Origin of the sequence: Streptomyces roseolilacinus (assembly GCF_014649335.1) — a bacterium.
GTDB lineage: Bacteria > Actinomycetota > Actinomycetes > Streptomycetales > Streptomycetaceae > Streptomyces > Streptomyces roseolilacinus.
Window position 1 is genome coordinate 559,295 of record NZ_BMSV01000001.1, and the last position, 19,228, is coordinate 578,522.

The window sequence follows — 19,228 nt, forward strand, 5'->3', positions numbered from 1 at the left end:
GCCCGTTAGGGGAAAGAAACCCGCTCGATCGGGCTTGAGGGGGGACCGAAGTGGGTAAGCTCACGCGTTTCGGGGGTTGCTTTGATCTTCCTCTACCCTCGGACGGGGCCCGCAGTCGACATCCGTTCACGCTCCGGTGAGCGACAGTCCGTGCGCCGACCGCGCCGTCTCGGTCACCGCCGCGAGGAAGCCGCGCGCCCGGGGCGGGGCGCCCGCCCGCAGCCACTCGGGGGCCACGTCGCAGACGGTGATCGCGACGCCCGTGCCGGCGAGGGCCGCCGGGAGGGTGTGCACGACCGTGGACGGGAAGCTGAGCACCGTGCGTGCGATGGGGCCGCGCCGTGCGATCACCTCCAGCGGCAGCTCGGGGCGGACGATCTCCAGTCCGGTCGTCGTGGCGATGCGGTGCAGCTTGGTCACGCTCTCGCGGCGGTGCGCGAAGTAGCGCCTCACCCCGTGCGCCGCCGCGAGGGCGGCGACGGCCTCCACGTACCGGTCGGGGTCGACCACACCGGTCTCCACCAGGGACGTGCCGACCAGGTCCGCGCCCCCGGTGAGCCGCGGCGGCCCGAAGCGGGCGCGGGTCCAGTCGAAACGGTTCCCGCTCACCACCGTACCCTCGGGCGCCTCCACCGGCAGGGCGGTGAAGATCTCGACCGTGCGGTGCCGGCCGGGCGCCAGCCGGCGGCGGGCCAGGGCGGTGACCGGGGCGAGGGCCAACTCGCGCGGGCTGCGGCCGCCGCGCCGGTGCCAGCGCACCAGGCGCTCGCCGCGGGACAGCTGGGCGGCGTACTCCATGGTGGCCGTGCCGTCGTCGACGACGGTGACGCGGCGCGGCGGGAACACGCCGAGCAGCAGCTGCACGTACCGCGAGAACGGGTCGCCGACCAGGACGTGGCCGGCGCCCCGCAGCAGCGGCGCGAGGTCCCGGAGCGTACGGGCGGGGCCGCCGCCCCGGCCCGCGCCGCCGCGGGCCTCGTGCCAGCGGACGGTGACGCCCTCGTCGCGGGCCAGCCGGGCCATGCGGCGCAGCTGGCCCCGCGACATGGGGTCGGTCGGCGGGAGGACGACGAGGGTGAGCGGCTCGGACCCCTCGGGCCGCGCGTACGCCCACTCCAGGACGTTCAGGACCTGGACGGGGCTCTCGGCGAGGGCGGTGTTCATGCCGGGGCCAGGACCCTGCGGAGCTTCTTCATGGGTGCCATCTCCGACTCGTACACCCGCTTCACCCCGTCGCCGAGGGCGGTCTCGATGGTGCGGATGTCGCGCACGAGGCGGGTGAGGCCCTGCGGTTCGACCGAGGCGGCCTGGTCGGAGCCCCACATCGCGCGGTCGAGGGTGATGTGCCGCTCGACGAAGACCGCGCCGAGGGCGACGGCGGCGAGGGTGGTCTGCAGACCGGTCTCGTGGCCGCTGTAGCCGATGGGGATGTTGGGGTAGTCGCGGCGCAGGGACTCGATGACGCGGAGGTTCAGCTCCTCGGCCTTCGCCGGGTAGGTGGAGGTGGCGTGGCAGAGCAGGATGTTGTCGGAGCCGAGGACCTCGACGGCGTGCCGGATCTGCCTGGGCGTCGACATGCCGGTGGACAGGACGACGGTGCGGCCGGTGGCGCGGACGGCGCGCAGCAGCTCGTCGTCGGTGAGGGACGCCGAGGCGATCTTGTGGGCGGGGACGTCGAACTTCTCCAGGAAGGCGACGGCCTCGGTGTCCCACGGGGAGGCGAACCAGTCGATGCCGCGGGCCCGGCAGTGCTCGTCGATGGCGCGGTACTCGGCCTCGCCGAACTCGACGCGATGCCGGTAGTCGATGTACGTCATCCGGCCCCAGGGGGTGTCGCGCTCGACGTCCCACTGGTCGCGGGGGGTGCAGATCTCGGGGGTGCGCTTCTGGAACTTCACGGCGTCGCAGCCCGCGTCGGCCGCGGCGTCGACGAGGGCGAGGGCCTTGTCGAGGTCGCCGTTGTGGTTGATGCCGATCTCGCCGGTGACGTAGACGGGGTGGTCGGGGCCGACGGTGCGGCTGCCGAGGGTGCGCGTGCGCTGGTCGTTCATGGTCACTTTCCTTGGGGGGAGCGGGGGTGGGCGGTGGGGTCGAGTCCGGGGCCGAGCAGCCAGGCGGCGATCTCGCGCACGGCGCCCGCGCCGCCCCGCGCGGTGGTGACGGCGCGGGCGGCGGCGCGCACGGCGGCGTGGGCGTCGGCGACGGCCACCGGCCAGCCGACGAGGCCGAGGCAGGGCAGGTCGTTGACGTCGTTGCCGGCGTACAGGACCCGCTGGGGGTCGACGCCGTACTCCTCGCACCAGTGCTTGAGGGCGGCGTCCTTGCGGTCGATGCCGTGCAGGACCGGGACGTGGAGCTTGCGGGCGCGGGCGGCGACGACGGGGTTCTTCTCGGTGGAGAGGATCAGCAGGTGCAGCCCGGCGCGGCGGAGCGCGGCGACGCCGAGGCCGTCGCCGCGGTGGACGGCGACCAGTTCGCGGCCGTCGGAGTCGATCAGGACCCGGTCGTCGGTCTGGGTGCCGTCGAAGTCGAGGACCACCGCGTCCACGTCGGCGCGGGTCGGGGTGTCCACCGGGTCGAGGAGCGGCGCCAGCGCGCGGGCGCGGGCGAGGTCGTGCGGGTCGTCGATCTCCAGGACGCGCGCCGGGTCGGTCGGGACGAGGGCGGTGCGGCCGAAGAAGCGGTGCCCGCGGGCGCGGAACCCGGCGGCGTCCATGGCGTACGCGGCACCCGTCTCCAGGTACTCGGGGCTCCGGTCCTGGCGGCGGGGGCGGTGCGCCTTGTCGTGGTTGACCCCCACGGCGTCACGGTCGGCGGGGTCCGCCGGGGCGCCGTGCCGCCAGAGGAAGCCGTGGGAGGGGGCGACCGTGAGGGCCGTGTCGGCGCCGTGGTCGAGGACCTCCGCGGTGACGCCGTCGACGTCCCCGGAGGTGAGGAACGGGCTGGTGCACTGGACGAGGAGGACCACGTCGGCGGGGCGGCCGTGCCGGGAGGCGTGGGCGTCCAGGGCGTGCAGGACGGCCGCCTCGCTGGTGGCCGTGTCGCCGGCGAGGCCGTCCGGGCGGTGGACCACCTCGGCGCCGGCGCCCGCCGCGACCGCCGCGATGTCCGGGTCGTCCGTCGAGACCGCCACGTGCGTGACGCGGCGGGCGCCCAGGCAGGCGCGGACGGCGCGGGCGACCAGGGGGACGCCGCCGACCGGGGCGAGGTTCTTGCCGGGGACGCCCTTGGAGCCGCCCCGGGCCGGTATCACCGCCAGGACGGTGCGCGGGGCGCTCACAGCTCCCCCAGCCGGCGGATGACGGGCGCCACGTGCTGGACGCCGTGCCGGTACGCGCCCCGCGCGGCCCCGCGCGCCACGTCGCGCAGGACCCGCCGCACGCCGCGCGCGCCGGGCTCGGGCGCCTCGGCGTCCAGGCGGTGGCGGGCGAGGATGCCGGGGAGGTAGCCGGGGGCGGAGGCGGCCGTGTAGTACGGGGCGATCGGCGGCAGGGTGTCCCGCGCCAGCAGGTCGGCGACGCGCCGGCGGGCCGCCGCGAAGGCCGCGTCGGGGTCCCGTGCGCCGCCCTCGGCGGGCGCCACGCCCTGGTCGGCGAGCCACGCCGGGTCCGGCACCGGGTGGTGGCTGGCGTCGAGGCGGTCCCAGGAGGTGAGCAGCCCGGAGCCGACGAAGTGGTGGTTGCCGAGCGCCTCGCGCACGCCCAGGTCGGTGAGGACGGCCGTCGGCACGCCCCGGTGCAGGGACTCCATGGCGGCCGTCGACGAGACGGTGACCAGCAGGTCCGTCCGGTCCAGGACCTCGCCCATGTGCCCGTACACCAGGCGCAGGTTGGGCGGCAGCGGCAGGGTGCGGGCGAGCTTCTGGTACGGCAGCTCCTCGATGTGCGTGGTGTGCTCGCCCGGCTTGGAGCGGAGCTTCAGCAGCACCTCGCGGCCCGGGTGCAGCCGGGCGTGGCCGGCCAGCCGGCGCAGCAGGTACAGGCGGTCGGCGCGCGACGCCGGTACGGAGGGCTGCGCGGCGAACACGACGGTGTGCCGCCCCGGCACGGGCCGGTGGGGCGTCCCGCCGAGGAACGGCAGCGCGGCCTCGACGACCGCCGACGCGTCGGCGCCGACCCCCTCGTACACGCTGCGGAACCGCCTCGCGTCGTACGGGGAGTTCGCCAGGACGACGTCGGCGCCGTGCCGCAGCAGCAGCCCGTCGGCGAGCTTCTCGTAGACGACGCCGACGTAGCCGGTGACGACGACGGGGCGGCGGCGCGGGGCCGTCCGGGCCAGTCCGTGGAGGAGCGCCTGCACGGTGCCGCCGACGAGGGCGAGGACGACCACGTCGTACGCCTCCTCCCCGAGGGCCCGCAGGAACTCCGCGCCCGTCACCTCGCGGGGCGTGCCCAGACCGGCCTCGGCGAGCTGCCGGGCGGTCGGGGTGGCGCGGCCGCGCAGCGCGTACCCGGTGACGTCCGGGCCCGCGGTGTCGGGCGGGGCGATCCGGCGCGCGGTGAGCGCGCCCCATTTCCAGCGGGTGTCGGAGTCCGCGAGAACGGCGATCCGAAGAGTGGGCGAAGGCACGCCGAGGACGTTAGGAATCCATTTCGGTGCGCGGCCCAACTCGATCGCAACAAACGGTGAACAGCGCCCGGCGGCCGTCCGGTTCAGCGGTACGCCGCCCAGTGTTCACCGCGCATCCCTTCCCCTGTGGGGAAGAATGCGGGGCCCGCCCCCTAACGTCCGGGGGGTGGTCAAGCTCTCCGTCGTCGTGCCGTTCTTCAATGTGCAGAGATACGCGCCCGACGCCCTCCGAAGCCTGCGCGCGAACGCCCGCGACGATTTCGAATTCCTGCTGGTCGACGACTGTTCCACGGACGGTACGCCGGAGATCCTCCGGCGGGCCGCGCGGGAGGTCCCGGGCGCGGTGCTGCTGCGGCACGAACGCAACAGGGGCCTGGCGACGGCCCGGAACACCGGGCTGGACGCGGCGCGCGGCGAGTACGTCGCGTTCCTGGACGGCGACGACTGGCTGGCGCCCGGTCACTATGCCCAAGTCCTCTCCGTGATCGAGGAGTTGGGGTGTGACTTCGTGCGCACCGACCATGTCCGCTGCACCGGCCCGGAGCGGTCGCTCCAGCGGGTCCCGGTGGGCCGGCGCGGCGAGGTGCTGCGGCCGCGCGACGCGATCGGACCGGCCGACCGGTCCACGTCGGTCGACTACCCGTACGCCTGGGCGGGGATGTACCACCGGCGGCTCGCGGAGCGCGGGCTGCTGCGTTTCACGGACGGGCTGCGCACGGCGGAGGACCGCCCGTGGATCTGGCGCCTGCACCGCGAGGCCGATTCCTTCGCGGTGGTGGGGGGATCTCCGGGAATCTTCTACCGGCGCGGGGTCTCCTCCTCCCTCACACAAATCGGCGACATACGTCAGCTGGATTTCATCAAGGCTTTCGACCAGGTACTCGAGGAAACCGCGAAAGACCCGGAGGCCGACCGGCTGATGCCGAAAGCGGTGCGCACGTACTGCGCGATCATCGCCCACCACATGGGTTCCGTGGAACGGTTCGAACCGGTCGTCGCGCGGAAATTGCGGACGTGGAGCGCGGCGGCGCTGCGCCGCATGCCGCAGGACGTGCTGGCGGAGGCCCTGGACCGGATGGACGCGGAGCGGGCCGCGGTGCTGCGCCGGCTGCGGCGCCGGCCCGCCCTGGTGGGCGCGGGGGTGCCGGCATGACGGTCCAGCTGCTGTACGCCTCCAGCCTGTACGGCGCGGCGACGCTCGCCGCCGCCCTGGACGCCGGCTGCCTCCCGCCGGCCGGGCGGCGGGTGCTGCTGGTGTCGAACAACGCGGCGGTGCCCGAGACGACCCCGTCGCTCGACCGGATGCCGGGGTTCGAGCGGCTGCGCGGCCGCTTCGACAGGGTGCGGTCCTGGAACGGGACGATCGCGCCGCTGCACCCGGCCGGCTGGACGCCCCGCCCCGACGACGTGCCGCTGTGGGAGCGGTACCTGCGGCTGCTGTGGGGGCTGGGCGACGAGCGGGTCGAGCTGGTGGTGGAGTCGCTGCAGGTGGCGCCCGCGCTGGCGCTGGCGCAGCTGTTCCCGGACGCGCCCCTCGACGTGTACGCGGACGGGCTGATGAGCTACGGCCCGACCCGGGTCCGGCTCGACCCGTTGGTCGGGGAGCGGGTGCGGCGGGTGCTGCACCCGGAGCTGGTGCCGGGGCTGCGACCGCTGCTGCTGGCCGAGTTCGGGGCGGAGCCGGTGGTGGTCCCGGAGGGCGCGTTCACGAAGGTGCTGGACGAGCTGGCCGAGGCGGAGGAGCTGCGGGAGGTCCCGGCCGGGGGCGGCGCGCTGCTGCTCGGGCAGTACCTGGCCGCACTGGACATCCTCTCCCCCGCCGAGGAGGAGGCGCTGCACCTGCGGATGGTGCGGGGCGCGGTCGCGCTCGGGCACCGGCGGCTGGTGTTCAAGCCGCACCCGGTGGCCCCGCCGTCCTGGTCGCGGACGCTGGAGCGGGAGGCGGAGGCGCTGGGCGCGGAGCTGACGGTCCTCGAACGGCCGGTGCTGGCGGAGGTGGTGTTCCGGCGGATGCGGCCCGACCTGGTGGCGGGCTGCTTCTCGACGGCGCTGTTCACCGCGGCCCGGTTCCACGGCATCCCGGTGGCGCGGACCGGCACCGGGACGCTGCTGGAGCGGCTCACGCCGTACGAGAACAGCAACCGGGTGCCGGTGACCCTCGCCGACGTGCTCCTGCCGGACCTGGACGCGGGTGGCGCGGGTGCGCCGCGGGAGGTGGACGCGGAGGTGACCGCGCTGGTCGAGGCGGTGGGGTACGCGATGCAGCCCCGGGTGCGCCCGGACCTGCGCCCGGCGGCCGAGCGCCACCTGTCGGGGGCCGCCCCGGCCCAGGTGGCGCGGTACTTCCGCCGCCGCCGTCTCACCGCCCTGGGCCTCCCGGGCGGCCTGCCGGCCTCCGGCAACCGCACGGCCCGCCGCCTGGCCCGCTACGCCCGCCGCCGCGCCCACCACCTGCGCCGCCCGCGCCGCGGGCCGGCGTCCTAGCCGGCCCGCGGCGCGGGCGGTCCCGGGTCGGCCCTGGTCGGCTCTAGTCGGCCAGGGGCGGGTGGTCCTGGTCGGCCAGGGGTTCCTGGAGTTCCGTCACCCACTTGCTCGTGTCCTCCGGGCACTCCAGGTACAGCTCGCGGCTGTGGCCCGTCACCTGGTGGCCGTGGGCGGCGGTCCAGGCGGCGAGCGTCTGGACCGTGGGGAGGACCTCGTCCATCGGCCCGCGGTGGATGACGGTGGCCGCGCGGGCGACGGGCGGGAGCTCGACGAAGTCGACGTCCGGCGCGGCCGTGCCGGGCGGGACGATCATCCCGGCGTGGGCGAGGATCGCGCCGTCGCCCTCCGGGGACTCCTCGTAGTACGTGAGGCCGGGGCCGAAGCCGGTGACCCCGGCGGCGGCCAGGCGGGCGCACAGCTCCTGGTACAGGGAGCTGACGACGGGGCCGATGTCGGTGGGCGCGAAGCTCGCGGCGGTCCCGCTCAGTTCGGCCAGCCGCACGGCCGGGAGGCTCTTGACGACGACGTCCTGTGGAGGCATGTGTCCCTCGCTCTCGATGGCTCGGAGCCTCGCCGCGACCTGCCCGAGCCGGGTGGTGGCCTCGGCCACCGCCGCTTCCAGCTCGGCCCGCCGCAGCCGCAGCATCCCGCGCAGCTCGTCCGCGCCGACCTCGTCGTCCACGATCGACCGCACCTGGTCGAGCGTGAAGCCGAGGTCCTTCAGCGCGATGACCCGGTTGAGCCGGGCCAGTTGCCCGGCCTCGTAGAACCGGTAGCCGCTGTACGGGTCGACACGGGCGGGGCGCAGCAGTCCGACGGCGTCGTAGTGGCGCAGCATGCGGACGGACACGCGGCCGTGCCGGGCGAATTCTCCGATGGTGAACATGACGCCTCCTACGACACGGCCTCACACGGTGTCAGGGTCAAGCGGCCGGCTCCGCCACCGGCCCCGGCCGGACGCCGCCGGCCGGAGGGCGGTGCCGCGCCGGCCGGTCAGGCGCCGCCGAGGGACAGCTTCGCCGCGAAGCCCAGGAACAGCGCGCCCGCCGCCGAGGTCGCCGTGGCCGACAGCCGCCTGCGCCGGCGGAACGCGGCGGCGAGGTGCGTGCCGGCGAAGATCAGGAGGGACAGGTAGAGGACGCTCGCCATCTGGGCGAGGGTGCCGAGGACGACGAAGGACAGCGCCGGGTACGGGTACGCCGGGTCGACGAACTGGACGAAGAACGCGACGAAGAACAGGATCGCCTTGGGGTTGAGCAGGCTGATCACGAAGGCCCGGCGCAGCGGCCGCTCCCCCGCCTCCGGCCCCGCGGCGTCCGGCTCCCGCCGCGGCCCCGACCAGTCGTCGCGGTCGCGCCACATCGACCACGCGGCCCGCAGCATCCCGACGGCGAGCCACGTCAGGTAGCCGGCACCGGCGTACTTCACGATCCCGAACAGCACGGCGTTGGCCTGGAGCAGCGAGGCGACGCCGGCGGCCGACAGGGTCATGAGCACCGTGTCGCCGCACCAGACGCCGGACGCGGCGACGTACCCCTTCCGGACGCCGCTCCGGGCGGCGACGGACAGCACGTACAGCGAGTTCGGCCCCGGGAGGAGGATGATGAGGAGGAGGCCGGCGAGATAGGTCGGCAGATCGGTGACACCCAGCATGAGGCGGAGTGTCGCACAGCCGCGCGCCACTCCGCCTCCGGGTCCGCGCCGTGGAACGGACCAGGTCAGAAGGGGTTTCAGAAGGCGTCCGTCGGGACGTACGTCCCCCACACCTCGCGCAGCGCGTTGCAGACCTCGCCGACCGTGGCGCGGGCCCTGAGGGCGTCCTTCATCGGGTACAGGACGTTGTCCGTCCCCTGCGCGGCCTTCCTCAGCTCGGTGAGGGCCGCGTCGACCGCGTCCTGGTCGCGTTCGGCGCGGAGCTTGGCGAGGCGCTCGGCCTGCTGGGCCTCGATGGCCGGGTCGACGCGGAGCGGCTCGTACGGCTCCTCCTCGTCGAGCGTGAAGCGGTTGACGCCGACGACGACCCGCTCGGCGCTGTCGGTCTCCTGGGCGATGCGGTACGCGGACCGCTCGATCTCGCTCTTCTGGAAGCCGCGCTCGATGGCGCTGACGGCGCCGCCCAGGTCCTCGACCTTCGCCATCAGGCCGAGGGCCAGGGCCTCCACGTCGTCGGTCATCTTCTCGATGACGTACGAGCCGGCGAACGGGTCGACGGTGGCGGTCACGTCCGTCTCGTACGCGAGGACCTGCTGCGTGCGCAGGGCGAGGCGGGCGCTCTTGTCGGTGGGCAGCGCGATGGCCTCGTCGAACGAGTTGGTGTGCAGCGACTGCGTGCCGCCGAGCACGGCCGCGAGGCCCTGGACGGCGACGCGGACCAGGTTGACCTCGGGCTGCTGGGCGGTGAGCTGGACGCCGGCGGTCTGGGTGTGGAAGCGCAGCATCCACGACTTGGGGTTCTTCGCGCCGAACTCCTCGCGCATGACCCGCGCCCAGATCCGGCGGGCCGCGCGGAACTTGGCGACCTCCTCCAGGATCGTCGTCCGGGCGACGAAGAAGAACGACAGGCGGGGCGCGAAGTCGTCGACGTCCATGCCCGCGGCGACGGCCGTGCGGACGTACTCGATGCCGTCCGCGAGGGTGAACGCGATCTCCTGCGCGGGCGAGGCGCCGGCCTCCGCCATGTGGTAGCCGGAGATCGAGATGGTGTTCCACTTCGGGATCTCGGCCTTGCAGTACTTGAAGATGTCGGCGATCAGCCGGAGGGACGGCTTCGGCGGGAAGATGTACGTGCCGCGGGCGATGTACTCCTTCAGCACGTCGTTCTGGATCGTGCCGGTGAGCTTGTCGGCGGGCACGCCCTGCTCCTCGGCGACCAGTTGGTAGAGCAGGAGCAGGAGCGCGGCCGGGGCGTTGATCGTCATCGACGTGGACACCCTGTCCAGCGGGATGCCGTCGAACAGGACGCGCATGTCGTCGATCGAGTCGATCGCCACGCCGACCTTGCCGACCTCGCCGTGCGCGATCGGGGCGTCCGAGTCGTGACCCATCTGCGTGGGCAGGTCGAAGGCGACGGACAGGCCCATCGTGCCGTTCGCGATCAGCTGCTTGTAGCGGGCGTTGGACTCGACGGCCGTACCGAAGCCGGCGTACTGCCGCATGGTCCAGGGGCGGCCCGTGTACATCGTCGGGTAGACGCCTCGGGTGAAGGGGTACGAGCCCGGCTCGCCCAGCTTCTCCGCCGCGTCCCAGCCGGACAGGGCGTCCGGCCCGTACACCGGCTCGATGGGCAGTCCCGACTCCGACTCGCGCGCCATGTGCTGTGCCTTCCGATAGACCTACTCGCAGGTACCGACCCTCGCGACGGACTGTAGCGGCGGGCGTGCGGCCGGTGGAGGGCCGCACGCTGGGACCTTCCTCACAGCCTTCCTCCGTCCTCCCGGGCCCGCCTTCGTCACAGCATCGTCACACCACCCCGATGTCGGGCAACCGGGGAGGACGGGGAAGGATCCCTACCTACACACGTTCCGTCCCGGGGGGTTCCCATGCACCGTCGCTCGACCGCCGTAGGCAGAGGGCTGCTCGCCGCCGCCGCGATCGCCCTGGCCACCGGCTGTACCGCCCAGGCCGTGGGGGCGGCCGGGTCGGCCACGTCGCCGGCCGCGCAGGAACCGGCGGCGGCCGTGTCACCGGTGTCCCCCTCGCCCTCCCCCTCCTCCTCGTCGGCCTCACCCTCCGCGTCCGCCTCGTCCGCCTCGCCCTCCGCGTCCGCGTCCCCGTCGCAGGACGGCGACGGCAAGCCGTCCGCCTCGGCGGCCCCGGCGGAGAGGGTGCTGATGGCGAAGGGCACCGAGAACGAGCAGGTGCGGGAGCTCCAGGCGCGGCTGCGCCAGCTCGGGTACTTCCACCGCAGCCCCACCGCCTTCTACGGCGCCCTCACCGCCGAGGCGGTGTCGGCGTTCCAGGGGAAGCGGGGGCTGCCGGCGACGGGCGCCGTGGACGAGGCGACCTGGGAGGCGCTCGTCGCGATGACGCGGAAGCCGACGCAGAACGAGCTGCGGCCGCCGACCACCAACGAGCTGGACGCGCCGGACCCGCGCTGCATGACGGGCCGGGTGCTGTGCATCAGCAAGGAGAGCCGGACGCTGGCCTGGATGATCGACGGGAAGGTCGTCTCGGCGATGGACGTCCGCTTCGGCTCCGTCAACACGCCGACCCGCGAGGGCACCTTCAAGGTGGACCGCAAGGAGCGGACGTGGACGTCGACGCTGTACCACTCCGAGATGCCGTACTCGATGTTCTTCAGCCGCGGCCAGGCGGTGCACTACTCGTCCGACTTCGCGGCGCGCGGCTACAACGGCGGCTCGCACGGCTGTGTGAACGTCCGGGACAAGGCGCGGCTGGCGCAGGTCTTCGAGCAGGTGCGGGTGGGCGACAAGGTGGTCGTCCACTGGTGATCCGGGACTCCGGACTCCGGGGTCGGAGGAAGGGCGCGGGCGGGACCGGGGGAACGTGCCCCGCCCGCGCCATATGCGCTGAGCCGTAGGTACGGGGGGAACCCCGGCTCTTCGCGCCGCCGATGACCAGTCGGCTCACTCATTACTGCGTCACCGGCCCGGAAAGTGTCACACCTGCCGCGCGGCTCGAGGAAACCGCAGGTCAGTGGCTTGTCGATGAGGTGGCGAGAGCTGGGGCGGGGATCACCGGGGGGATCACCAGGGGGGTCCCCGGGGGGGGATCCCCGGGGGCGGAGACCGCTGAGGGCGGTGAAGGCCGAGGGCGGTGGGGCCCGCCCGGCGCCGTACGGGACGGGGGCACGGGCCGAGCGACGGGCACCGCCGGACCGGGGGCGGCGCGGCGGCGGGGCCGGTAGCGGATCGGGGGCGGCGGGGTCCCGGTCCGGGGGGACGGGCGCCGCGGACGGGAAAGCGGAGGCCGGTACACGGGCGGGGCAGGACGGCCGGGTCCCGGGCGGGGGGACCCACCCGTCCGCGCGGATCCGGCCGGACTCGTACGGGGGCCGCCGGCCGACGGGGCGGCCCGCACGCGCCCGCAGGTCAGGAGGTCCTGGCGGCGTCGTCCTTGCCGGGGGACTTCGCGTCAGGGGCGCCGGGGGGCTTCCCCTTGTCGGCCGTGCCCTTGCCGCCGGCGCCCTTGCCCGCCGCGCCCTTGCCGCCGGTGCCCTTGCCGCCTCGGTCGGCGTCGGAGTCGCCGCCGTCCGAGTCCCCGCCGCCCGCGCCGCCCGTACCGGTACCCGTGCCCGTACCGGCGCCCGCGCCGCCCGTGACCGCGCCGGTGCCGGGAACGCCGCCGACCGTGCCGGTCCCGCCGGACGCCGTCCCGCCGGACGTCGTGCCGCCGGGCTGGCGGCCGCCACCGGACTGGACCTGGTCGCAGAAGTTCTGGACGCCTCCGTTGCCCTTCGCCGCGAGCTCCAGCTGCTGCCGGCGCGCGGTGTCGAGGCGGCCGTCGCGGAAGTCGCGGCACGCCTGGGTCACCCGGACGGGCCAGGTGCCGTCCGGGGCCCTGGTGGCCGTACGGCCCCAGTCGCCGGGCGCGGTACCGCCGGTGGAGGAGCCATCGTTGTCATCCGGGGCGGCGCCCCCGGCCGTGGGCGTGCCGGCCGCGCCGGCCGACGGGCCCGGCGGCGTCGCCGGCGGGCCGCCCGGGTCGGCGGGCGTCCCGGGCCCGGCGGAACCGCGCGGGGTCTTCGCCGGGGCGTCCAGCTCCACGGGAGCGGAGGCCGACGCGGCGGGCAGGGGCTCCTTGTGGCCACCGAACGTGGGCAGGACACCCGTGTTGGCCGCGACGGCGACACCGCCCACCGCGAGACCGGCGACCGAGGCGGCCAGACCCCAGCGGGCGGGGCGCATCCAGCCACCCGGGCGGGGCCGGAACCGCGGGCGCAGGGCCGCCCCTATCCGTACCGAGCCGAGATCCGAACCGGCCGTCACCTGCGGCTTCGCCGCGCGGGTGGACCGGGCGGCACGGAACGCCGTGAGCGCCGCCTCCTCGCCGGGCAGCTCGCCCGAGGGGCCTGCCGCGAGGGAGCCGGTGGTGTGGCGGGCGCCGTCGAGCGCCTCCGACAGGCGTTCGACCTGCCACCGTGAGTAATCGTCGTCGGCGTCGACCGGCTCACCACGCAGCAGGCGCTCCGCCGCCTCGTGGTCGAGCCACTCATACCGCTCGTCGGCCATCACATGTCCTTCTGCGTCCGCGGGCGCGAATGCGTCACAGCACGGCGCGCGGCCGGGGTGTGCGCGCCGGACCCCGTACGGGGTCCCGGCTGCGGGGGTACGGCGCTCAGCGCGGCGCCGTTCGGGTCGCCGGCGCCGAGCAGTTCCGCGAGCCGTTTCAGGCCGCGGTGGGCGGCGGTGCGGACGGCGCCGGGCCGCTTGCCGAGCACCTCGGCGGCGCTCTTGGCGTCGAGGCCGACGACGACCCGGAGGATCACCGCCTCGGCCTGGTCCTGCGGGAGCTGCGCGATCAGGTCCATGGTGTGGCCGGTGGCGAGGGCCTCCATGGCCTCGCCCGCGGTGTCGCAGGCGGCCGGCTTGTCGGTCAGCTCGGTCTCGTCACCGCCCTGGGCGGGGCGGCGGCCGCGCATGCGCAGGTGGTCCAGGGCGCGGTTGCGCGCGATGCGGGCCGCCCAGCCGCGGAAGCGGTCGGCGTCCCCGCTGAACCGGTCGAGGTCCCGGGCGATCTGCAGCCACGCCTCGGACGCCACGTCCTCGGCGTCCACGTCGCCCACCAGCGTCCTCAGGTATCCGAGCAGTCGCGGGTGCACGGCGCGGTACACAGTACGGAAGGCGTCTTCGTTCCCGTCCTGTGCCGCGAGCACCGCGGCGGTCAGCTCCGCGTCGTCCCCCAGCACTCCCACAACCCGTTCGTCATCGCGGCAGGCACATCAGGCCGGTCCGCCCAGCGCGCAGGAGCACGCTACGTGCTGCTGCCGTATCTCGTCCATGTTTGTACAACATGCAACGGCACGGGGCGCGGGATGGTGTGACAGAAAACGCACCCGTGGCGCTGATAGGAGTACGGGGCCGTCCTACGGACCCGCGGACGGCGACCGGGGCCTCTCCTGTGGGGGGTGGCGGCCCCGGTCGTCCTCCGGAAGCGCCGCACCGATCGGCGCGACATCCCGGGTGCAGGGCTCCCCCGTGACCGGAACCGGACCCTCGTCGACGCGAGCCGACCCGGTACGCGGACTCCGCACGGTACACGCGGGGCCGGTCGCGGGCAGGGACCGTGCCACCGGTCGGCCTCCTGCCGGGCCGCAGCCCTCCGGGCGCCCCCGGCGAACCCGGATCCCCCTGCCCGGCCCCACGCGGCGGGATGCCGGGAAACGACGGCCACCCCCTGCCGCACGGACACCCGCCCGGAAGCAGCCGACCTCAGCGCCGGACACGCGCCGCATGGCCGGCCCGTCCTGCCGCGACCCGTCCGGCGCGTGACGCCGGACGGATGCGCCGTCCCCGCGCCGTGGGCACGCGCCGCCGTGGAAGGGGACCCGAGGCCGTGGGAGCCCCGGCTCGCCGCCACCGCAGCCGCTACCGTGAAGCCATGACCGCACTGCCCGACTGGATGCGCCCGCCCCGCGCGGAAGGCTGGTTCGCGGAGGACTTGGACCACCTCCCCGAGGCACCGCGCCACACCGAGCTGATCGACGGGGCCCTCGTGTTCGTGATGTCGCCGCAGCGGTCCTGGCTCGGCCGTCTCGTCACCTCGCTGACCACCACGCTCATGGCGCAGGCGCCGGCCGGCGTGGAGGTCGAGCGGGAGATGACGATCCGCCTCGACGCCCGCAACCGGCCCGAGCCGGACCTCCTGCTGACGGACCTCCCCTACGACCCCGACCGCACCTGGTACGCCCCCGGCGACGTGCAGCTCGTGGTGGAAGTCGTCTCCCCCGAGTCCGCCCACCGCGACCGCACGGTCAAGCTCCGCAAGTACGCCGAGGCCGGCATCCCGCACTACTGGTGCGTCGAGGACGAGGACGGCGCACCCGCCGTCCACGTGTACGAGCTCGACGAACCGACGCGCGCCTATGCGCCCGCCGGCATCTTCCGGGGCTCCCTCCGGCGTCCGGTGCCCTTCGAGATCAGTCTCGACCTCGACAAGCTCACGCCTCCTCGGAGGAGGTGAGGAGCCGGGGCGGGTCGGCGGCCCCGGTCGTCCTCCGGAAGCGCCGGGCGCGCTAGTCACTTCCTCCGCCCGTCTCGCCCGAGCCGTCCGGCCCGCCCCGTTCCAGGTCGCCGGCCAGCCGCCTCAGTCCCCGGTACGCGGCCGTGCGCACCGCCCCCGGCCGCTTGCCCAGGACCCGCGCCGCCGCCGGGCCGTCCAGGCCGGCCACCACGCGCAGCAGGACCGCCTCCGCCTGGTCGCGCGGAAGGCTCCGGATCAGGGCGAGCGCCTCCTCCGTCGACAGGGACTCCAGCGCGGCGACGGCCGTGTCGTGCCGGTCGGGGAGGTCCAGCGCGTCCTGCCCGAGCGCCGAGGCGCGGGGGCGGCGGCGCTGCCTGCGCAGGTGGTCCAGCGCCCGGTGCCGGGCGATGGTCGTCACCCAGCCGCGGAACCCGCCGCCGTCGCCCCGGAACCGGTCGAGGTCCCGGGCGGTCTCCAGCCACGCCTCGGCGGCCACGTCCTCGGCGTCGTCGCCGACGAGGCCCCGCAGGTACGCCAGGAGCCCGGGCTGCAGCGTCCGGTACACGTACGCGAAGGCCCGCTCGTCGCCGTCCCGCGCCAGCAGGACGGCCGCGTCCAGTTCGCCGTCGTCTCCCCCCACATCACAGCCTGCGTGCGCTCCGTCGGAAGTGTCACACGAAGGGTGACCTACGTCACTGCTAATCAAGTTTGACTAACCAGAGCCCCGGGGATACCTTCCTCGCGTAGTCAAACTTGACCACTCGCCAACGAGGAGCCTGAGTGACCTTCCTGCCCGAGACCGGATACACCCCCACCGCCGAGGACCGCGCCGGACTGGACGCGTGGTTCGCGGAGTACGACGCCCGCAGCGCGCGGCGCGACGTCGCGGGGATGGCCGACATGGCCGTCTTCCCGCTGAACCTCGTCAGCGACGACCCGGCGGGCGACGGGCGGTCCGCGCAGTGGGACCGGGAGCGGTTCGTCGCCACCATGACCGGGGTGATGGGCGAGGGCTCCGAGGACATCGCCTTCGAGTCGACGCGGACGCCCGTCTTCCTCTCCCCCGCCATGGCCGTCGTCTTCACCGACTCGACCATGACCGCCGGCGGCGAGACGCGGCGGCTGCGGTACGCCGACGTCCTGATCAAGCGGGGCGGCGCCTGGGCGTTCCAGACGATGATCCAGGGCGGCTGGGGCGACACCCTCTGACAAGCCTCCGGAAAGCGTCCGGGGCGCCGCGATAATACGCGGGTGAACACCGCGTCGCCCGTCCCGCTGCCCGCCGGGCACATACCGCCCGGCACCGCCGACTGGCGGTCCTCCGACGCCCGGAGGTGGCTGGCCGCCGTGCCCGCCACGTGGGCGCACCCGCTGTGGGCCGTGCTGGGCCTGGCCCTCACGGCGGCGTGGTGGATGGTGACGGCCCCCGCCGTCCCCTGCACCCCGGCCGAGCCGTGCGGGACGGACTGGCCGGGCCTCGGGTTCGCCGCGGCGCTGCTGCTCACCCTGTACTGGGTGGCGCGGCAGCCCCGGCTCGCCCTGCCCGGCCTCGCGGTGGTGCTCCTCGGGCACCTGACGGACGCCACCGCCGCGCCGGAGGAGCCGTCGTGGCTCGCCTTCGTCGTGGCGGTCGCGTTCGCCGCCGCCGGCATCCTCCACCGCCTCGCCGCCACCGCCCGGCAGCGGGCGCTGGCCCGCGAGGCGGCGGGCCCGGCCGTCCACCCCGTACCGGCCGCCGCCCTCGCCTTCCGGCGCGGGCGCCTCTCCTTCGTGCTGGCGTCGCTGCTGCTGGCCGTCGCCGTGTTCGGGTACTGGCAGGCGCAGCGGGTGGCCGGCGAGTACGAGCGGCGGGCCGCCGGGCTGACGCCCGTGACCGGCACGGTCACCGCGTCCGACCCGGACGGGCTGCTGATCGACGTCGCCGTCGGCGGCCGGGTCCACCGGGTGGAGACCGCCCACTCGGAGGACCACCCCGTCGACAGCAGGACCGAGCTGCTGGTGGACGGCGACTGGGCGCGGCTGGTGGCGGAGCCGTACGACGTCTTCGGCTGGGAGCTGCTCGTCCTGGGCGGGCTCGTCGGCGGGCTGGCGTTCCTCGCCAACGCGGTCGACGGGCGGACCCGGTCCCGGCAGCTGCACCGCGGTCCGCTGCCCGCCCTGCGGGTGCTGGTCCGCGAGGACCACGACGACGGCAGGACGTGGGTGTACGCGGCCGACGACCCCGCCGCCGAGCGGCCCCTCCTCCACTTCCACTCCCTGCACGCCTTCGAGGACGGCCCGAAGGACCCGCACGAGGACGAGGAGGACGACGAGGACGAGGAGGACGACGGCGACGAACTCGCCGAGGGGCTGCGCAGGGTCGGCGCCATCCTGAAGGGCGAGGACCCCCCGCCCCCGGTGCGCGAGGCCGTCCTGTACGGCCTGCCGTTCACCGGTACCGAGCTCGCCTTCGTCGCCCCCGACGACGAGGACCCCGCCGAGGTGGCCGTGGAGTGCAGCGTCACCGCCGTGAAACCGGCCGTGGCGGGCCTCTTCGGCGGCCTGCCGGATCACGACCCCGCTGCCCGGCGGCCCGGTGGCGGGCGGCGGCAGCCGCGGCCGGTCGACGAGGTCGCCGCGACGCTGGAGCCCTCCGCGGCGCCCCGGACGTGGGGCGCGCACGGCGTGTCGCGCGCCGTCGGCGTGTTCCTGCTGCTGGTGCAGGGCGGCGGGGTGTGGGCGCTGCTCGACGACGACATGTCGTGGCTGTCGGTGTTCCCGCTGGTCGGCCTGTTCTTCGTCGTCACGTCCGCGTCGACGGCGCTCAACTGGCGGCTCACCGCCGACCGCGACGGGTTGTGGGTCGCCGGGCCCTGGCGGGTGCGGCGCGTGCTGTGGGACGACGTGCTGACCGTGCGCCACAACCACGGCAGCGACCTCGTCGTCGCGCGGGAGGAGGACACCGAGGTGATCCTCTCCCCCGTCGGCTGGGCATGGCTGGAGCGGCTGCTGGGCCGCGAGCCGTACGGGCCGCGCGCCGCCGACGAGGCGCACGCGCTGCTGCGCAGGCCCGGGCTGCGGCCCCTGGAGGAGGCCACGCCGGGGCAGCAGGGCATGCCGCTGGGGCCGCTCGTCGCGGCCGTGTCGGTGCTGTGGGGCGCGGCGGTGCTGCTGCTCTGAGCGGCGGCGCCGGCCTGAGCGGCGGCGCCGGTCCGGGCGCGCCGCCGGTGCGTACGGCCCGGCGCGCCCCTGCCGTCCTGCGGCCCCGCGCCGGGCTCCTGTCCGGTACGGGCCCGGGGCCGCCCCTACGCCGTACGGGCCCGGCGCGACAGGACGGCCTGGAGGACGCGGCGGCCCTCGGCCGAGAGGTCCAGGGCCCGGCGCAGCCCGCCCGCCGCGCCGTCCGCGAGGATCTCCAGGACCCGTGTCTGGCGGCGCAGCTCCCCGTCCGCCAGCGGGCCCGCGCCCTGCGGCCCACCCGTGCGGCAGCGGTCCAGGACCTCCGCGAGCCCCGGCGACGGGGCGGCGCACAGCCGGTGGTGCAGCTCCAGGGCGGCGAGCGAGCAGGTGTCGGCCCACTCCCGGAGCGGCTCCCGCGCCCACGCGCCGGGCGCGGCGTCCAGCATGCGCCGCACCAGCGCGGCCTCCTCGGCGTCCGCCGGGGCCGTGCGGGCCGCCTCGACGGCGGCCCGCGCCTCCGCGAGGCGGTCCGCCCAGCCGGTGCCCCCGCGCGCGACGCCCAGCCACAGGGGACGGAGCTGGTCGGTGGCCTCCGGGGCGAGCAGCGGCAGGCAGCGGTCGAGGCAGGCCAACGCGGCGGCGGCCAGCCCCCGCTCGTCGGCCCGCGCGATCAGTTCCACCAGGCTCGGGGTCGTGCTCGTGCTCATGACGTCTCCCGTCGCGGACGCGGTCTTCTCCCTCTCTGCGCCGCCTGGCGGGAAATCGTCACTGCCCGTGGCGTGAAATGCCGCTTCGGTATCGGCCCGGCGGGCCCGAACACGGTTCCCCCACACGTCTGTTACATTCTGCCCGCACCAGACCCGCGCTGCGGGCC

General features: G+C 75.2%; 17 protein-coding genes. 6 read left to right on the forward strand and 11 right to left on the reverse strand.

The annotated features are described in order from the left end of the window. Positions 1 to 126: 126 nt before the first annotated feature. The 4 genes from IE106_RS02495 to IE106_RS02510 are packed head-to-tail and all read right to left on the reverse strand — an operon-like array spanning position 127 to position 4,569. Positions 127 to 1,164: a hypothetical protein gene (locus tag IE106_RS02495; RefSeq protein ID WP_189529556.1), complete on the reverse strand. Its 1,038-nt coding sequence runs from the start codon at positions 1,162 to 1,164 to the stop codon at positions 127 to 129. Continuing rightward, on the reverse strand, positions 1,161 to 2,051 hold the full coding sequence (locus IE106_RS02500; protein ID WP_189529557.1) for an N-acetylneuraminate synthase family protein: 891 nt from the start codon (positions 2,049 to 2,051) through the stop codon (positions 1,161 to 1,163). Before IE106_RS02500 ends, IE106_RS02495 begins: the two co-directional genes overlap by 4 nt. A gap of 2 nt (positions 2,052 to 2,053) precedes the next feature. After that, positions 2,054 to 3,280 (reverse strand): acylneuraminate cytidylyltransferase, encoded by a 1,227-nt coding sequence (locus tag IE106_RS02505; RefSeq protein WP_189529558.1) that lies wholly within the window; start codon positions 3,278 to 3,280, stop codon positions 2,054 to 2,056. Continuing rightward, entirely contained in the window at positions 3,277 to 4,569 is a 1,293-nt protein-coding gene (locus IE106_RS02510; protein ID WP_189529559.1) for a DUF6716 putative glycosyltransferase, read from the reverse strand. The genes IE106_RS02505 and IE106_RS02510 overlap by 4 nt, the downstream gene beginning before the upstream one ends. A 166-nt stretch (positions 4,570 to 4,735) precedes the next feature. Between IE106_RS02510 and IE106_RS02515 the strand changes: the two genes are divergently transcribed. Both IE106_RS02515 and IE106_RS02520 read left to right on the forward strand, forming a co-directional pair. Beyond that, entirely contained in the window at positions 4,736 to 5,722 is a 987-nt protein-coding gene (locus tag IE106_RS02515) for a glycosyltransferase family 2 protein (protein WP_189529560.1), read from the forward strand. Continuing rightward, positions 5,719 to 7,053, forward strand: a complete 1,335-nt coding sequence (locus tag IE106_RS02520) for a polysialyltransferase family glycosyltransferase (RefSeq protein WP_189529561.1) — start codon at positions 5,719 to 5,721, stop codon at positions 7,051 to 7,053. The genes IE106_RS02515 and IE106_RS02520 overlap by 4 nt, the downstream gene beginning before the upstream one ends. Before the next feature lie 43 nt (positions 7,054 to 7,096). Here the strand turns inward: IE106_RS02520 and IE106_RS02525 are convergent, their stop codons facing one another. The 3 genes from IE106_RS02525 to IE106_RS02535 all read right to left on the reverse strand — a co-directional run bounded on the left by IE106_RS02525 (position 7,097) and on the right by IE106_RS02535 (position 10,364). Beyond that, a complete protein-coding gene (locus IE106_RS02525; RefSeq protein WP_189529562.1) occupies positions 7,097 to 7,939 on the reverse strand; it encodes a MerR family transcriptional regulator in 843 nt (280 codons plus the stop codon). A gap of 107 nt (positions 7,940 to 8,046) precedes the next feature. Next, entirely contained in the window at positions 8,047 to 8,706 is a 660-nt protein-coding gene (gene leuE / locus IE106_RS02530; RefSeq protein WP_189529563.1) for a leucine efflux protein LeuE, read from the reverse strand. Positions 8,707 to 8,783: 77 nt separating this feature from the next. After that, positions 8,784 to 10,364 carry an acyl-CoA mutase large subunit family protein gene (locus tag IE106_RS02535; RefSeq protein ID WP_189529564.1) on the reverse strand — a complete coding sequence of 527 codons (1,581 nt, stop codon included), beginning with the start codon at positions 10,362 to 10,364 and terminating at the stop codon, positions 8,784 to 8,786. 228 nt (positions 10,365 to 10,592) lie between these two features. Between IE106_RS02535 and IE106_RS02540 the strand changes: the two genes are divergently transcribed. Beyond that, positions 10,593 to 11,504: a L,D-transpeptidase family protein gene (locus tag IE106_RS02540; protein ID WP_229839946.1), complete on the forward strand. Its 912-nt coding sequence runs from the start codon at positions 10,593 to 10,595 to the stop codon at positions 11,502 to 11,504. Between the two features lie 600 nt (positions 11,505 to 12,104). Here IE106_RS02540 and IE106_RS02545 read toward each other — a convergent pair. After that, positions 12,105 to 13,244 (reverse strand): TrbL/VirB6 family protein, encoded by a 1,140-nt coding sequence (locus tag IE106_RS02545; protein WP_189530010.1) that lies wholly within the window; start codon positions 13,242 to 13,244, stop codon positions 12,105 to 12,107. Continuing rightward, positions 13,244 to 13,921: an RNA polymerase sigma factor gene (locus tag IE106_RS02550; protein WP_189529966.1), complete on the reverse strand. Its 678-nt coding sequence runs from the start codon at positions 13,919 to 13,921 to the stop codon at positions 13,244 to 13,246. The genes IE106_RS02545 and IE106_RS02550 overlap by 1 nt, the downstream gene beginning before the upstream one ends. Before the next feature lie 692 nt (positions 13,922 to 14,613). Here IE106_RS02550 and IE106_RS02555 point away from each other — a divergent pair. Then, positions 14,614 to 15,195 carry a Uma2 family endonuclease gene (locus IE106_RS02555; protein ID WP_189529565.1) on the forward strand — a complete coding sequence of 194 codons (582 nt, stop codon included), beginning with the start codon at positions 14,614 to 14,616 and terminating at the stop codon, positions 15,193 to 15,195. Positions 15,196 to 15,247: 52 nt separating this feature from the next. On the opposite strand, the gene IE106_RS02560 is transcribed toward IE106_RS02555, so the two are convergent. Further along, a complete protein-coding gene (locus IE106_RS02560; protein WP_189529566.1) occupies positions 15,248 to 15,835 on the reverse strand; it encodes an RNA polymerase sigma factor in 588 nt (195 codons plus the stop codon). 140 nt (positions 15,836 to 15,975) lie between these two features. On the opposite strand from IE106_RS02560, the gene IE106_RS02565 reads away from it, so the two are divergent. Beyond that, positions 15,976 to 16,404 (forward strand): nuclear transport factor 2 family protein, encoded by a 429-nt coding sequence (locus IE106_RS02565; RefSeq protein ID WP_189529567.1) that lies wholly within the window; start codon positions 15,976 to 15,978, stop codon positions 16,402 to 16,404. A 42-nt stretch (positions 16,405 to 16,446) separates the two neighbouring features. Further along, a complete protein-coding gene (locus IE106_RS02570) occupies positions 16,447 to 18,354 on the forward strand; it encodes a hypothetical protein (protein WP_189529568.1) in 1,908 nt (635 codons plus the stop codon). Between the two features lie 125 nt (positions 18,355 to 18,479). Here IE106_RS02570 and IE106_RS02575 read toward each other — a convergent pair whose 3' ends face one another. Continuing rightward, positions 18,480 to 19,061 (reverse strand): hypothetical protein, encoded by a 582-nt coding sequence (locus IE106_RS02575; RefSeq protein ID WP_189529569.1) that lies wholly within the window; start codon positions 19,059 to 19,061, stop codon positions 18,480 to 18,482. Positions 19,062 to 19,228 lie beyond the last annotated feature (167 nt).

Coding starts and splice junctions, on each gene's coding strand:
- IE106_RS02555 (WP_189529565.1), top strand. CDS start 14,614: ATGACCGCACTGCCCGACTGGATGCGCCCGCCCCGCGCGGAAGGCTGG.
- IE106_RS02525 (WP_189529562.1), bottom strand. CDS start 7,939: ATGTTCACCATCGGAGAATTCGCCCGGCACGGCCGCGTGTCCGTCCGC.
- IE106_RS02500 (WP_189529557.1), bottom strand. CDS start 2,051: ATGAACGACCAGCGCACGCGCACCCTCGGCAGCCGCACCGTCGGCCCC.
- IE106_RS02545 (WP_189530010.1), bottom strand. CDS start 13,244: ATGGCCGACGAGCGGTATGAGTGGCTCGACCACGAGGCGGCGGAGCGC.
- IE106_RS02535 (WP_189529564.1), bottom strand. CDS start 10,364: ATGGCGCGCGAGTCGGAGTCGGGACTGCCCATCGAGCCGGTGTACGGG.
- IE106_RS02575 (WP_189529569.1), bottom strand. CDS start 19,061: ATGAGCACGAGCACGACCCCGAGCCTGGTGGAACTGATCGCGCGGGCC.
- IE106_RS02520 (WP_189529561.1), top strand. CDS start 5,719: ATGACGGTCCAGCTGCTGTACGCCTCCAGCCTGTACGGCGCGGCGACG.
- IE106_RS02540 (WP_229839946.1), top strand. CDS start 10,593: ATGCACCGTCGCTCGACCGCCGTAGGCAGAGGGCTGCTCGCCGCCGCC.
- leuE (WP_189529563.1), bottom strand. CDS start 8,706: ATGCTGGGTGTCACCGATCTGCCGACCTATCTCGCCGGCCTCCTCCTC.
- IE106_RS02495 (WP_189529556.1), bottom strand. CDS start 1,164: ATGAACACCGCCCTCGCCGAGAGCCCCGTCCAGGTCCTGAACGTCCTG.